Origin of the sequence: Streptacidiphilus cavernicola (assembly GCF_042510955.1) — a bacterium.
Classification (GTDB): domain Bacteria; phylum Actinomycetota; class Actinomycetes; order Streptomycetales; family Streptomycetaceae; genus Streptacidiphilus; species Streptacidiphilus cavernicola.
The window spans coordinates 127,343-141,818 of record NZ_JBHFAB010000018.1; the positions used below are offsets into that span (position 1 = coordinate 127,343).

At 74.5% G+C, this 14,476-nt stretch carries 8 protein-coding genes; 4 read left to right on the forward strand and 4 right to left on the reverse strand.

What is annotated here, in order from left to right; genetic code table 11:
* Positions 1 to 116: 116 nt before the first annotated feature.
* The 3 genes from ACEZDE_RS23160 to ACEZDE_RS23170 all read right to left on the reverse strand — a co-directional run bounded on the left by ACEZDE_RS23160 (position 117) and on the right by ACEZDE_RS23170 (position 6,593).
* Positions 117 to 5,336 (reverse strand): tetratricopeptide repeat protein, encoded by a 5,220-nt coding sequence (locus ACEZDE_RS23160; protein ID WP_380538886.1) that lies wholly within the window; start codon positions 5,334 to 5,336, stop codon positions 117 to 119.
* 65 nt (positions 5,337 to 5,401) lie between these two features.
* Positions 5,402 to 5,734: a trypco2 family protein gene (locus ACEZDE_RS23165; protein ID WP_380538889.1), complete on the reverse strand. Its 333-nt coding sequence runs from the start codon at positions 5,732 to 5,734 to the stop codon at positions 5,402 to 5,404.
* Between the two features lie 154 nt (positions 5,735 to 5,888).
* On the reverse strand, positions 5,889 to 6,593 hold the full coding sequence (locus tag ACEZDE_RS23170; RefSeq protein ID WP_380538892.1) for a DedA family protein: 705 nt from the start codon (positions 6,591 to 6,593) through the stop codon (positions 5,889 to 5,891).
* Between the two features lie 354 nt (positions 6,594 to 6,947).
* Between ACEZDE_RS23170 and ACEZDE_RS23175 the strand changes: the two genes are divergently transcribed.
* From ACEZDE_RS23175 to ACEZDE_RS23185, 3 genes are all read left to right on the forward strand, one after another.
* Positions 6,948 to 8,039 (forward strand): FAD-dependent oxidoreductase, encoded by a 1,092-nt coding sequence (locus ACEZDE_RS23175; protein WP_380538895.1) that lies wholly within the window; start codon positions 6,948 to 6,950, stop codon positions 8,037 to 8,039.
* 251 nt (positions 8,040 to 8,290) lie between these two features.
* Positions 8,291 to 9,469, forward strand: a complete 1,179-nt coding sequence (locus ACEZDE_RS23180; RefSeq protein WP_380538898.1) for a DUF5925 domain-containing protein — start codon at positions 8,291 to 8,293, stop codon at positions 9,467 to 9,469.
* Positions 9,470 to 9,619: 150 nt separating this feature from the next.
* The gene (locus ACEZDE_RS23185) at positions 9,620 to 11,776 is read left to right on the forward strand and encodes a phosphocholine-specific phospholipase C (RefSeq protein WP_380538901.1); all 2,157 of its coding nucleotides are present in this window, start codon (positions 9,620 to 9,622) and stop codon (positions 11,774 to 11,776) included.
* Between the two features lie 7 nt (positions 11,777 to 11,783).
* Here the strand turns inward: ACEZDE_RS23185 and ACEZDE_RS23190 are convergent, their stop codons facing one another.
* The gene (locus ACEZDE_RS23190) at positions 11,784 to 13,781 is read right to left on the reverse strand and encodes a sigma-70 family RNA polymerase sigma factor (protein ID WP_380538904.1); all 1,998 of its coding nucleotides are present in this window, start codon (positions 13,779 to 13,781) and stop codon (positions 11,784 to 11,786) included.
* A 211-nt stretch (positions 13,782 to 13,992) separates the two neighbouring features.
* Between ACEZDE_RS23190 and ACEZDE_RS23195 the strand changes: the two genes are divergently transcribed.
* Positions 13,993 to 14,472 carry a peroxiredoxin gene (locus ACEZDE_RS23195; protein WP_380538907.1) on the forward strand — a complete coding sequence of 160 codons (480 nt, stop codon included), beginning with the start codon at positions 13,993 to 13,995 and terminating at the stop codon, positions 14,470 to 14,472.
* Positions 14,473 to 14,476: the final 4 nt, after the last annotated feature.

A 14,476-nucleotide genomic window follows, 5' to 3' on the forward strand; every position in this document is an offset into this window, starting at 1 on the left:
ACTCGACCCGGCCGACGACTCTTGAGGGGGAGCCGTCGACCGGGTCGTCCGCGTCTCCGAGCCGGTGGCGACACGGCGCCCATGACCCGGGGTCGGCCGGCAGGCTGCCCCGCACGTCAGCCGCCGGTCGTCCGGGACGGGGCGTCGGCCTCCGGGGCGGCCTCGGCCCGGTCCCGACCGGGACCCAGGTAGAGCCGGGACAGGCAGGCGGTCGCCTCCCGCCGCGCGGCCAGGCCCTCCTTCCGCCGCCCTGTCTCCTCCAGCCGGGTGGCCAGGGATTTCAGGGAGGTGGCGAGACCGGCCAGGTGGGCGTCCGGACTCTGCCGGACGAGCGAGCGCCGGATGTCGACGGCCTCCCGGATCACCGCCACGGCCTCCTTGCGCCGTCCCGCCTCCCTCAGCCGGGTGTCCAGGTTGTCCAGGGAGACAGCCAGGTTGGGCAGGTGGACGGCCGGGTTCTCCTCGGCGAGTACCCGGAAGTGACCGGTCGCCTCCCGGCTCACCGCCAGCGCCTCCTTCCGCCGTGCCACCCCGCCGAGGCCCGCGGAGAGGGCGTTCAAGGAGGCGGCCAGGTCCGGCAGGTGGACGTCCGGGTTCTCCTGGACCAGCGCGCGCCGGATGTCCACGGCCTCCCGGGCCGCGACCACGGCCTCCTGGGACCGGCCCGCCCCGTCCAGGCTGGCGGACAGGGTGCTCAGCGAGATGGCGAGGTTGGGCAGGTGGGCGTCCGGGTTCTCCTGGACCAGCCCCCGGTGGATGTCGACGGCCTCCCGGCTGACCGCCAGGCTCTCCGCCCGCTGACCCACCACACCCAGACTGGCCGACAGCATGTTGAGCGCCAGGGCGAGCGTGGGCAGGTGGGCGTCCGGGTTCTCCTGCACCAGCCCCCGGTGGATGTCGACGGCCTCCCGGCTGACGGCCAGGCCCTCCACCCGCTGGCCCACCGCCCCCAGACTGGCCGACAGCACATTGAGGGACGCGGCGAGGCTGGGCAGGTGGGCGTCCGGGTTCCCCTCGGCGAGCGCGCGGAAGTGACCGGTGGCCTCACGGCTCGCCGCCAAGCCCTCCTGCCGCTGCCCCATCGCGCCCAGACTCGCCGACAGCACATTGAGGGAGGTCGCCAGGTTGGGCAGGTGGGCGTCCGGATACGCCTGGACCAGCGCACGCCGGATCTCGACGGCCTCCCGGATCGCGACCATGGCCTCGTCGCGCCGGCCCACCGCGCCCAGCAGGGCCGACTGGCTGTTCAAGGACACGGCCAGGTCGGGCAGGTAGGCGTCCGGATACGCCTGGGCCAGCGCGCGCCGGATCTCGACGGCCTCCTGGATCGCGTCCAGGGATTCCTCCCGCTGCCCCGTCTCCCCCAACCGGGTGGCCAGGGTGGTCAAGGACGCAGCGAGGTCCGGCAGGTAGGCGTCCGCGTTCGCCTCGGCGAACGCACGGTAGTGATCGGTGGCCTCCCGGCTCGCCGCCAGGCCCTCCTCCCGCTGCCCCATCGCGCCCAGGCAGGTCGACAGGTTGTTCAGGGAGCCGGCCAGGTCCGGCAGATAGGCGTCCGGACTCGCCTGGGCCAGCACCCGGTAGATGTCGACGGTCTCCCGGATCGCGTCCAGGCCCTCCCGGCGCCGCCCCGCCGCGCCCAGGCTGGCCGACAGGTTGTTCAGGGAGCCGGCCAGGTCCGGCAGGTGGGCGTCCGCGTTCGCCCGGACCAGCGCCCGGTGGATGTCGACGGCCTCCCGGCTCACCGCCAGACCCTCCTCCCACTGCTTCACCGCGCCCAGGCAGGCCGACAGGTTGTTCAGGGAGCCGGCCAGGTTGGGCAGGTAGGCGTCCGGACTCGCCTGGGCCAGCCCACGGTAGTGGCCGACACCCTCACGGCTCACCGCCAGCGCCTCCCGGTACCGCCCCAGGGCGCTCAGACTCGCCGACAGGTTGTTCAACGACGCGGCCAGGTCCGGCAGGTGGGCGTCCGCGTTCGCCTGGGCGAGCGCCCGTCGGATGTCGACGGCCTCACCGCTCGCGGCCAGGGACTCCTCCACCTGCCCCATCTCCCCCAATCGGGCGGCCAGGCTGTTCAGGGCCGTGGCGAGGCTGGGCAGGTGGGCGTCCGCGTTCACCCGGGCGAGCGCCCGGTAGTGGCCGACCGCCTCACGGCTCACGGCAAGGCCCTCCTCCCGCTGCCCCATCACACCCAGACTCGCCGACAGGGTGTTCAACGACGCGGCCAGGTCCGGCAGGTAGGCGTCCGCGTTCACCCGGGCGAGCGCCCGGTAGTGGCCGACCGCCTCACGGCTCACCGCCAGGGCCTCCTCCCGCTGGCCCATCTCCCCCAGCCGGGCGGACAGGTTGTTCAGGGCCGTGGCGAGGTTGGGCAGGTGGGCGCCCGGATTCGTCCGGGCGAGCGCCCGGTAGTGCCCGACGCCCTCACGGATCGCCGCCAGGGCCTCCTCCCGCTGCCCCGTCACGCCCAGACTGGTCGACAGGTTGTTCAGCGACGCCGCGAGGTAGGGCAGGTGGGCGTCCGGATTCGTCCGGGCGAGCGACCGGTAGTGCCCGACCGCCTCACGGATCGCCGCCAGGCTTTCCGGGCGCCGGCCCACCGCGCCCAGGCTGGTCGACAGGGTGTTCAAGGACATGGCCAGGTCCGGCAGGTAGGCGTCGGGTACCGCCTGGGCCAGCGCCCGGTAGTGGCCGACCGCCTCACGGATCGCCGCCAGGGCCTCCTCCCGCTGCCCCATCACGCCCAGACTTGCCGACAGGGTGTTCAGCGAGGTGGCGAGGTAGGACAGGTAGGTGTCCGGATCCGCCTGGGCCAGCGCCCGGTAGTGCCCGACGCCCTCACCGATCGCCGCCAGGGCCTCCTCCCGCCGCCCCACCGCCCCCAGACTCGCCGCCAGGGTGTTCAGGGACATGGCGAGGTAGGACAGGTAGGTGTCCGGATCCGCCTGGGCCAGCGCCCGGTAGTGCCCGACCGCCTCACGGATCGCCGCCAGGGCCTCCTCCCGCCGCCCCACCGCCCCCAGACTCGCCGACATGTTGTTCAGGGACCCGGCCAGGTCCGGCAGGTAGGTGCCCGGATCCGCCCGGGCCAGCTCCCGGTAGTGCCCGACCCCCTCGCCGATCGCCGCCAGCCCCGACTCCCGCTGCCCCACCGCCCCCAGACGGGCCGACAGGTTGTTCAGGGAGCCGGCCAGGTCCGGCAGGTAGGTGTCCGGATCCGCCTGGGCCAGCGCCCGGAAGCGCTCGGTGAGGGTCTGGGCGAGGCGCAGCGTGGTGTGGGCCAGGCGGTGACTGGACTGCGGGAACCGGTCGTAGAGGGCGGTGAGCTCGTCCAGGGTGGTGCTGGGAGCGGTGATGACGGCGTCGAGCGCGGCGGTGAGCGGGGCCGGGTGGTCGGTGCGGGTGGCGGTGGCGATGATCTGCGCGACGAGCTGCTGGTGGCGGCGGGTGCAGAGGTCGGTGAGCCGGCCGTCCAGGCGGTGGTTGAAGACCGGGTGGGCGGCGGCGCGGCTGTAGACGGTCAGGAGTTGGCTGGTCTGGGTGTCGTCGGCGCCGTCGAGGAGGTGGTCGGCGAGCGCGGGGCCGGCGTCCAACGAGCGGCCGACGTGGCGTTCGGCGAGGCGGTCGGGTTGGAGGGTGCCCCAGGGCAGCGGGGCGTTGGCCGGGTAGAGGGCGCTGATCCAGGCGGTGACGGTGTCGCGCCGGTCCCGGGGCTGGTCGGCCAGGGCGGGCAGGCGCCGCCAGAGCAGGTCGGCCTGCTCCCGGTCGGCGGCGCCGACCAGGTGGGCGGCGGCCAGGGCCGACTCCAGGGTGGCGGTGGACAGGCCCGGGGTGAGGCCGCGGGCGGCGGCGCTCTGGTGCCAGTAGCGGCGTTCGTGTCCGAGCATCCGGTCCTCCACCCCCTCCGCCGCCCCGGCCGGGTCGACGAGCCCGGCCGTGGTGGTGTCCAGGAGGTCGGCGAGGGCGGTCATGTGCAGGGTGAGCGCATTGCCGTAGGCGTCCTCGTGCAGCCGCACCGGCAGCGGAAGGCCGCTCGCGGTGGCGGGCCAGTCGCGGCCCGCCGGTCCCTCGCCCTGCGCCAGGGCGCGGGCCAGGGCGACGGCGGCGGCACGGTAGGCGTCCGGCCGGGCGCCGGGGTCGCCCTCCAGGGGTGCCAGCAGGCGGGTGGGGGCGGCGTCCAGGTAGTCCTGGGCGAGGCTGCCGGCGGTGACGGCCTGGCGCCACCAGTCGCCGTCGGTGCGGGCCAGCAGCAGCACCTTGAACGGAGTTTCGCCGGGGTGGTCGGCGGCGGCCTCGACCAGGGCGGCCAACTGGCCGGTGCGGACCTCGGCGTAGTCGAGGACCACCAGCAGCGGCTTGGAGACGTCGCGTAGCCGCCGCAGCTGGTCCGCGGTGGCGTCAGCGCGCGGCCACAGCACGGCCCACCGGTCGGCCGTCAGCAGCGAGGCGAGGTGGTGGGCGAGGCGGGTCTTGCCCTGCCCGCCGGGCCCGTGCAGGAGCCACGCCCCGAACCCGCCCCGGTCACACCAGGCGGTCAGCTCCTCCAGGAGCTGCCGTCGGCCGTGGAAGGGAACGGTCTGCCGTGCGGCGGCCAGCAGCGCGGCCGGTGAGCGCACCGGTCCGGTGCTCCCGGGCACGGAAGCGGGGTCGGCGAGGTGCTGCAGTTCGACCGCGTCCAACCCGGCCGGCGCGGCGCCGTGCACGGCCAGGGCGGCGCGGAAGGCCGCGTCGTGGTGCAGGACGTAACCGGGGACGGTGTTCACCTGTCCGTGGCCGGAGTGGGCCCGGTCGGAGGCCACCACTCCCACGAGCAGGCGGTCGCAGCAGACCGCGGCGCCCGACAGGCCGCCCCAGGGCGAGCTGCCGGGCTCCGACCACTGCGGCGGATGCTGGAGCAGGTCCATCACGTACTGGTTGCCGGCGATCCCGGTGCCCGGGTTCAGCCTGCCGCTCAGTTGGACGGCTTCCACCGCCCGGCCCCGGTGCTGGGCGAGATCGGGCACACCCCAGGTCTCGCACTCGGCACCGGGCCGATCGGTGACCAGACGGCCCCAGCGCACCGGGGCGGCCGGGGCGTTCCACCCCGGCCCGTCGTCGACCAGGACCAGCGCGGCATCGTCCCGGCCGGCCGGTCTGCCGCACCACACCACCGCACCGCCCAACACCCGGTCCCCGCCGGGGTGGAACAGCTGGACCCGCCGCCCGAGCGGCGCCGCGTCCTCCTCCCCGGGGACCGAGACGACGTGTGCGGAGGTCAGCACCAGTCGCCCGCCCACCGCGTACCCCGACCCCGGGCCCCCCGGCCCGGTCACTCCGATCAGGCGCGACCGCTCCACGCCAGCACCCCCGTCAACCCGTCACCGACCCGCACCCACGCCCCCCGGCCCACACTCGTCGCGGGTCAGTCCGCGATGCGTCCCGAGGTGTCCCCGGGGCCCCCGGCCCGGTCGGAGCTGCCGCTGACCAGCAGGTCACCGCCGTGCGTACTGCGCGGCGTCAGCGTGAACCGCACCCGGTGCGTGCGCCCGCGGGAGACACCGGCCTTGGCCTCGGCCCCCACCGCCCACAACCGGAAGCCGGCCTTCACGCTCGCGTCCGCGCGGATCTCGACCTCGAACTCCATCTCCACCGGGCCCACCGCGAACACCAGGTCCGGGTGACTCCCACCCACGGCCGCCGCTGAGATCAACTCGTCCCGCACCGCAGCCACCGCGTCCACCAAGGGAATATCCACGGAGCCCCACCCCTCACACGAACACACACGTCATATCGGTGCCAACACCGTAGAACCACCACCGGGCCACCCGCAGCCCAACTCCCAACCTCACCAGAGGTATTGCGGGCCGCCCGACAGGGACGAGGCTTCCGGTGGCGCCGACGGGGAGCGCTCAGCGGCGCAGGCAGAGGGGGTGGTCGGCGTCCGGGTCGGCCGGGGCGGTGGCCGGGGCGCCGGCCTGCCGGTCGGCGGAACTGTTCGCGTCCTCGCGGGCGTTGCGGCGGCGGCTGACCAGGAGGGCGGTCAGCAGCAGCGCGGCCACCAGGCCGCCGAGCACCGGGGTGGCCCAGGAGGCGAGCGCGGTGTACGAGGCGCCCAGCGCGTAGCCGGCCCCGGCCTCCGCGGAGGCCCAGATCAGCCCGGCCGCCAGGCTGTACGGGACGATCCTGCGGTAGCGCAGCCCGGCCGCGCCGGCCAGGTGCGGCGCCACCGTCCGCATCACCGGCAGGAAGCGGCAGACGAACACGGCCGCGCCGCCGCGGGCGGCCAGCAGCCGGTAGGTGCGGCGCAGCAGCGGCTGCGGGATGCGGCGGCCGACCGCCCCGGTTCCCAGCCGGGGCCCGAGGGCGCGTCCGGTGCGCTGCGCCAGCAGGTCGCCGATCAGCACGGCGGCGACGGCGGTGGCGATCAGCAGCGGGAGCCGTACGGTCTCCGAGCCGGTGCCGGTCCTGGCCAGGAAGCCGCCGACGAGCAGGGTGGTCAGCGACGGCGCGAACGCGCTCAGCAGCAGCACCGACTCGGCCAGCACCACCGCGGCGACCGCCCCGTACACCGCGGGCGGCGGAAGCTGCAGCAGCAGGTGCTGGATCCAGTTCACCGTGGACCGCCTTCGGGTACTGGAGGGCGTCGGCCGCCGCGCACGACGGACCGCCAGGCCGCGCGCAGCATCTCTGTTCCGTGTCCTACCCCAGTCTGCGCCGCCTCCAACAGAAACAGCCACCCGTCCGCGTCGCGCTGTGCCAGAACTCGTCGGTCGATGCTCGCTTGGTCCATGCATACCAAGGTAGGAGCGGGCGGGACGGGTGTGATCAGACCAGAGGCTGCCGGGAACCCCCAGGAATCTCAGGGTCGGGCCCCGGCCCGGTCCCCCTGCGGGACGAGAACGGCGGTGCGGTGAGCGGTGGGGCGCACCCGGGAAGGGTCGCGGCGGCGCGGGTGTTGCATCAGTGTGATGCTTGAACGCGAAACGGACGTGCTGGTGATCGGCGCCGGGCAGGCCGGTCTCTCGGCGGCCTTCCACCTGCGCCGCCGCGGTTTCGAGCCGGGCTCCGGCTTCACCGTCCTGGACGCGGACGCCGCCCCCGGCGGCGCCTGGGCGCACCGTCCGCGCACGCTGACCATGGCCGCGGTGCACGGCTTCTACGAGTTGCCCGGGATGCCGCTGCCGCAGTACCCGGAGCAGCGCCCGGCCCGCGAGGTGCTGCCCGACTACTTCGCCGCGTACGAGCGGGCGAACGACCTCCGGGTGGTCCGCCCGGCCCGGGTCTCGACGGTGCGGGAGGCCGGGGACGGCGGGCCGGGAACCGGCGGGCGGCTCGTGGCCGAGTCGGACGCCGGGCGCTGGACCGCGCGGGCGCTGATCAACGCGACCGGCACCTGGACACGTCCCTTCCTCCCCTACTACCCGGGCGTCGAGGCGTTCCGGGGACGGCAGCTGCACAGCTCCGGCTACACCGGGCCGGAGGAGTTCGCCGGGCGGCGGGTCCTGGTGGTCGGCGGCGGGGCGTCGGCCGTGCAGATCCTGGCCGAGACCGCGGCTGTCGCCCGCACGCTCTGGGTCACCCGCCGCCCGCCGGTGTTCCGGGACGAGGCGTTCACCCCGGAGCTGGGCCGGTCGGTGGTCGCCATGGTGGCCCGCCGGGTCCGCGAGGGGCTGCCGCCGGCCAGCGTGGTCTCGGTCACCGGGCTGCCGCCCACCCCGGCCCTGCGCCGGGCCCGCGAGCTGGGCGCGCTGCACCGGCTGCCGATGTTCGAGCGGCTGACCGAGGACGGCGCGGTCTGGCCGGACGGCAGGACCGAGCGCTTCGACGCGATCGTCTGGGCCACCGGCTTCCGCCCCGAGACCGCCCATCTGGCGCCGCTCGGACTGCGCACCGCGGGCGGCGGCATCCGGCTGGACGGCACCGCCGCGGCGGACGACCCGCGGATCCACCTGGTCGGTTACGGGCCCTCGGCCAGCACGGTCGGCGCCAACCGCGCGGGCCGGGCCGCCGCCGCCGCGGTGGACCGACTGCTGGCGACACAACGTGTGGCCAGCGCTTGAAGGTCAGCCATGTTGTGTTCGACTCTTGAAGACAGCCGGGCCCCTTGACGCCGCCTCAGCAGGCTGGCTTGATAGGTGTCAACGCCGCAGGCCGCTCATGGCTCCAAGCCCTGAATGACCCCCGGCCAGCCGAGCCACCCCTCGGCGCCCACGTCGGTCCCCCCGTTGAGGGTCGGGGGGACCACACGTGTGCCCCCGTCCCGGGGAAAAACCGCTGTGCCGAACGGGCCCCGTGGCGGATCATCTCCTCCATGACTCTTCTGCACCAGGCCGGTCCGGGCGACGGGACGGCCCCCTCCGTCGAACCGTCGGTGAATCCTGCCGACCTGCTGCCGCTGCGGGTCGGCCTGGACGACGGCAACGGGCCCGGCGACGTGGTCGACGCGCTCGCACTCGCCTCCTTCACCACCGGCGCGCAGCCGTGGGCCCGTTCGGCGAGCATCAACCCGGCCCGCCCGGACGCCACCCTGCTGCCGCCGGGCGCGCGGGTGATCCGGCGCAGCGAGACCGACAGCCGCACCGTGCTGCTCGCGGACGGGCCCGGCTGGACCCTCAAGGCGTCCTGGTGGCGCAACGGCGGGTCGGTCAACGCCGACGTCACCGTCACCGCCGCCGACGACGGGCTGGCCGAGCGGGTGCTGGCCGAGGCGGTGGACGGCGCGGAGGAGGCCAAGCCGACCGAGGAGGACGTGGTCGCCATGGGTTTCTGGCACCTCGCCGCCGGTCGCGGCCCGGTCCGGGCCCGGCGCAGGATCGAGGCCCCCGGCTGGGACGCGGTGCGCGGCAACTACAGCCGCAGCGTGGTCGACGCCTTCGACGGGCTGATGCGCCTCAAGCCGGACCAGGTCAACGGCCGACTGCTGCTGATGCACGGGCCGCCCGGCACCGGCAAGACCACGGCGCTGCGCACCCTGGCCCGCGCCTGGCGCGAGTGGTGCACGGTGGAGTGCGTGCTCGACCCGGAGCGGCTGTTCGCCGACCCCGGCTATCTGATCGAGGTGGCCCTCGGCCCGCAGCGCCAGCACCACGGCCCGCAGGACGAGGCCGCGGAGGAGCAGTGGCGACTGCTGCTGCTGGAGGACTGCGACGAACTGATCCGCGGCGGCGCCAAGCGCGCGGCGGGCCAGGCCCTGTCCCGGCTGCTCAATCTGACGGACGGTCTGCTCGGCCAGGGCCGCAAGGTGCTGGTCGCGGTGACCACCAACGAGGATCTGGAGCGGCTGCACCCGGCCGTGGTCCGTCCCGGCCGCTGCCTGAGCCGGGTCGAGGTCGGCCCGCTGACCGGCGCCGAGGCCGCGCACTGGCTCGCCGGCACACCCGTCGCCCCGCCCGCCGGCGGCGCCACCCTGGCCGAGCTGTACGCGCTGCGCCAGGGCCCGGGAACCCTGCTCCCGGCGCCGTCGGCTCCCCGCGACGGCCTCTACCTCTGAGGCCCCGCACCGGGATTCGCACGACGGGTGCCGCGCGGCTGCTTGCCGTTCACGGGGAGGCCATGCTCCTCCGACTTACTGAGCTCCGACTTGTTCAGACAAGTGGCCCGACTTGTGCTGAACCACCCGCGGAGAAAGCAGTGGCCGACCATGGATCAGCAGTCGCAGCAGCCGTCCGTGCCCACGTCGGAGCAGTCGCAGCAGCCGGAGCAGGAGCGGGCCGGGTGGAGCCGACGCAGCTTCATCGCCGCGTCGGCCGGCGCCGCGGCCGTCGCGGCCGGGGCCGGGGTGGCCGCCGGGACGCCCGACGCACAGGCCGCGACGCCGCTCGCGGCCACCGCGCAGGCCGCGGCGGCGGGCGGGCTCACCCACACCCTCCAGGACGCCAAGCACATCGTGGTGCTGATGCAGGAGAACCGCAGCTTCGACCACTACTACGGCACGCTGAACGGCGTCCGCGGCTTCGGCGACCGGGCCACCATCCAACTGGCGGGCGGCTACAGCGTCTTCAACCAGCCCAACGGCTCGGCCCGGCAGTACCCGTGGGCCTTCAGCTCGACCACCGCGGCCGGCGGCGCGGACCCGGAGCGGCTGGCGCAGTGCAACGGCGACCTGGCCCACTCCTGGTCCGACCAGCACGCGGCCTGGAACAACGGCAAGCTGGACTCCTGGGTCTCGGCCAAGGGCAACGTCCGCACGCTGGGCCACCTCACCCGCGCCGACATCCCGTTCCACTACGCGCTGGCCGACAACTGGACCATCTGCGACGCGTACCACTGCTCGATCATCAGCGCGACCGGCCCCAACCGCACCTACCTGTGGAGCGGGACGATCGACCCGGCCGGGAAGGCCGGCGGGCCCGCCTACGACGGCGGCGACGAGTCCGGGCTGCGCTGGCAGACCTACGCCGAGGCGCTGCAGAACGCCGGGGTGACCTGGAAGGTCTACCAGAACGCCGACGACAACTTCGGCGACAACGGCCTCGCCTACTTCAAGCAGTTCAGCAGCGCCCCGGCGAGCAGCCCGCTCAGCTCCCGCGGCATGGGCAGCGTCCCGCCCGCCACCGGCCGCACCCCGGACGACATCGCCGCCGCGATCCGCGCCGACGTGCTGGCCGGGAGCCTGCCGCAGGTCTCCTGGGTGGTGTCGGACCAGGCCAGCTCCGAACACCCCTACGCCACCCGGCAGGACGGCGCGCACTTCGTGCACCTGGTGATGGACGCGCTGAACGCGGACCCCGACGTCTTCAACTCGACCGTGCTGTTCCTCAACTACGACGAGAACGACGGCTTCTTCGACCACGTCCCGCCGCCGGTCGCCCCGGCCGGGACCACCGACGAGTTCTACGGCGGCGCCAACATCGGGCTCGGCATCCGGGTCCCGATGACCGTCATCTCGCCCTGGAGCCGCGGCGGCTGGGTCAACTCGGAGGTCTTCGACCACACCTCGGTGATCCGCTTCCTGGAGCAGTGGACCCAGGCCATCGGCAAGCCCGCCAGCTGCCCCAACATCAGCGCCTGGCGCCGCTCCGTCTGCGGCGACCTCACCAGCACGCTGGACTTCACCGCGCCGGTGTTCGGCATGCCCGCCCTGCCGGACACCTCCGCCACCATCGGCCTGGCCGCCTGCGGCCCGCTGCCCAACCCGGCGCCGACGAACAACGCGCTGCCGGCCCAGGAGCCGGGCACCCGCCCGGCCCGCGCACTGCCGTACCAGCCGAACGGCAACGTCAGCACGTACACCTTCGGCAGCGGCGGCAGCGCCCAGGTGTGGATCGAGATGGACAACACCGGCGCCCAGGCCACCAGGGCCGCGCACTTCTCGATCTACGCCAACGCCTACCGCAGCGGCGGCCCCTGGCAGTACACCGTCCCCGCGGGCGGCTCGGTCAGCGACTTCTTCAACTGCGGCACCGGCTACGGCAACGGCCACTACGACCTGACCGTGGTCGGCCCGAACCGCTTCCTGCGCCGCTACCAGGGCAACTCCAGCACGGCCGGCGCCTCGCTCACCGCCACCGTCGCCTACCAGCGCGCGGGCAGCGCCGGCAACGGCCTGTACCTCACCTTCGGCAACGGCGCCGCTGCCCAGGCCACCTTCACCGTCACCGCCAACCACTACAGCAGCGCCGCCCCGGCCAGGCTCACGGTGGCCCCCGGCGCCACCTCGGTCTACAGCGCCGCCGTCACCGGCGCGGCCCAGGGCTGGTACGACCTCACCCTCACCTGCGACCTCGACCCCGCCTGGTCGCAACGCCTCACCGGCCACGTCGAGAACGGCGCCGCCGGTGTCACCGGTACGTTCTGACGGATGATCAGCGGGCCGCCTCGAAGGCGCGGCCGGCCTCGGTGGCCACCGGGCCGCTGCGGAACAGGCCGGTGCTGGGCGCCGTGTCGGAGGCGGGCAGGGCGAACCAGGCATAGCGCTGGAGGTAGGGCAGGCCGTCCAGCATCGCGGTGGACGCGGTGACGAAGGCGGCCTGCTGGGCCCCGGTCGGGAAGCGGCTGCCGCCGTTGGAGAAGTCGATCAGGGCGTACTCGGTGAGCCAGATCGGCAGGTGGTAGCGGTTGTACACGGCCTGGAGGTAGGAGCGCAGCTGGTTCACCGCGTCCGGGGTGCTGAAGTCGCCGCCGTACCAGTGCAGGGTGATGAAGTCGACCCGGTAGCCCTTGGCCTTGGCACCGCTCATGAAGCGGTCCAGCCAGCCGCCTGCCGTGTCGCCGCCGTAGGCCACCGCGGGGCTGCCGAGCTTGCTGCCGGTGGCCATCAACTGCGGCCAGAGTGACAGTGCCTGATCGACCGTCATATTGGATTGGGCGCTCATGTCCGGCTCGTTGAAGCCGAGCAGGTACGGGCCCGCCGCCTTCGCCTGGGCCAGGGCGGCCGGGGTGACCGAGCCCGCGCCCCAGATCATCGGGACGAAGCCGACCCCGGCCGGGGCGCTGATCCCGGAGTGCGTGGTGGACCAGGTGTAGTACCAGCTCGCCCCGGACTGGCTCAGCGCCGCGTCCACGCCGGAGAAGCTCCAGACGCTGACCCCCTTCCGGGAGGACGAGGACACGGTGACCGGCTTCGGCGCCGCCGCCACCGGCTTGCCGCTGGACGGCTCGGCGCTGGGCGGGTGGGTGGCCGAGCGACTGGGCGTCGGCGAGGCCGAGGAGGAGACGGCGGCGGCCGAAGGGGCGGCAGGCAGCGCCCGGCCCGGCGCGGACGCCGCGGCGACCGGGACCGGCTTCGCCGGACCGCCGCCGAGGCCGGACACCAGCACCGCGGCCACCGCCACCGCCGCGACGGTGGCGCCCGCCGCCGAGAGCGGCAGCAGCCGCCCGTGCAGCGCCGAACGGGCCCCGCGCCGGGCCCCGTGGCGCGCGGCGCGACGGCCGCCGCCCGCGGCACCGGAGCCGTGCCCGACACCGCCGAGGTCCCCGGAGGCGGTGGAGCCGCTTGTGCCCGGCAGGGACGGTGCCGCCAGGCCCAGCTGCGGCAACGGCACCTGCAGCAACTGCGGTGGCGGGACCAGCAGCGGTAGCCCGCCCAGGAGTTGGCCCATCGGGTAGAGCACCCCGCCGCGCTCGCCGCAGTCCCCGCAGCCGCGGATGTGCCGGGCCAGACGCTTGCGCCAGAGCGGGCTCGGCGCCCCGTCCCAGCCCCGGGTCAGCTCCGCCAACTCCTCGCAGGGCCGCTGGTAGGCGAGCCGCAACGCGCGGACCACGGTGCGCGCGGTCTCCAGCTGCTCCTTCATTCGCTGCACCCGGACCGCGGTGTGACGGCCCGACAGGCCGAGGGCCTCGGCGAGTTCGGCCCGCCGCAGCTCCCCGGTCTCCTCCAGCCACCACAGCGCGAGCAGCGCCCGGTCGTCCTCGTCCAGCCAGCGGGTCGCCTCGGCGAGTTCGCGGCGCTGGTCGGTGAGGCCGAGCCGGAGGATGGTCAACCCGGCGAAGTCAGACGCCGGATCGGGTATCTGCTCGGCCGCGTCGAGGTCGGCCCGGTGGCTGCGCGAGCTGATCCGCTCCCGCTCCCGGTCGTGCACCTGGCGCACCGCGATGGCCACCAGCCAGGACCGGAAGGACTCCGGCTGCCGCAGTTCGCCCAGGCCCCTGACCACCCGGAGCAGCGTCTCCTGGACCACGTCGTCGACATCGGGATGCCCGTTCAGGGCGCGTCCGACGATGTTGTAGACCAGCGGCAGCGACGCGGCCACCAGCTCGTCCAGGGCCCGCTGGTCGCCCTCCTGCGCGGCGAGGACCGTCCCGCGCCCCGCGCCGCCCAGTGCGGTCCCTCGGGCCGTGGTGCTCCGACCGGTTACGCGCATGTCGCCCTGGATCCTCTCGCTTGCCGTGCTGCTCCGCTCGGTCAGGAGACGGCGCGGGCACGGCGGAATCACAGAAACCCGGGAAGGAATCCGGAGCCGTCCGGTGTCGGCACACGCTACCGCGACCACCACCGCCCGGCGGCCTGCTGGCACCATGAGGGGGCAGGCGGCGCCCCCTCCACGCCGCCCCGAGCCCTTGGAGACCCCCGCTATGGCGAAGACACCCGAGGTCGGCCGACCCGCCCCCGACTTCACCCTCCCCGCGGTCCAACTCGTCGACGGCGAACTGGTCCGCTCCGACCTGACGCTGTCGCAGGAGCGCGGCCACCCCGTGGTCCTCGCCTTCTACCCCGGCGACGAGACCTCCGTCTGCACCAAGCAGCTCTGCTCGTACTCCTCCGGCTTCGAGGCGTTCACCGACCTCGGCGCCGTGGTGTGGGGCATCAGCCCGCAGGGCGTCGAGAGCCACGAGAGCTTCGCCCGCAAGTTCCAGCTGCGGATGCCGCTGCTCGCCGACACCGAGCGGGAGGCCGTCTCCGCCTACGGGATCGGCCTGGGCAGCATGCTGCGCCGCGCGGTCTTCATCGTCGACGCGGACGGGGTGCTCCGCTGGAAGCACGTGGCCGCGCTCGGCCTGACCTTCCGTGACGTCCCCACCCTGACCGCCCAGTTGGAGGCGCTGAAGGCCTGACCGG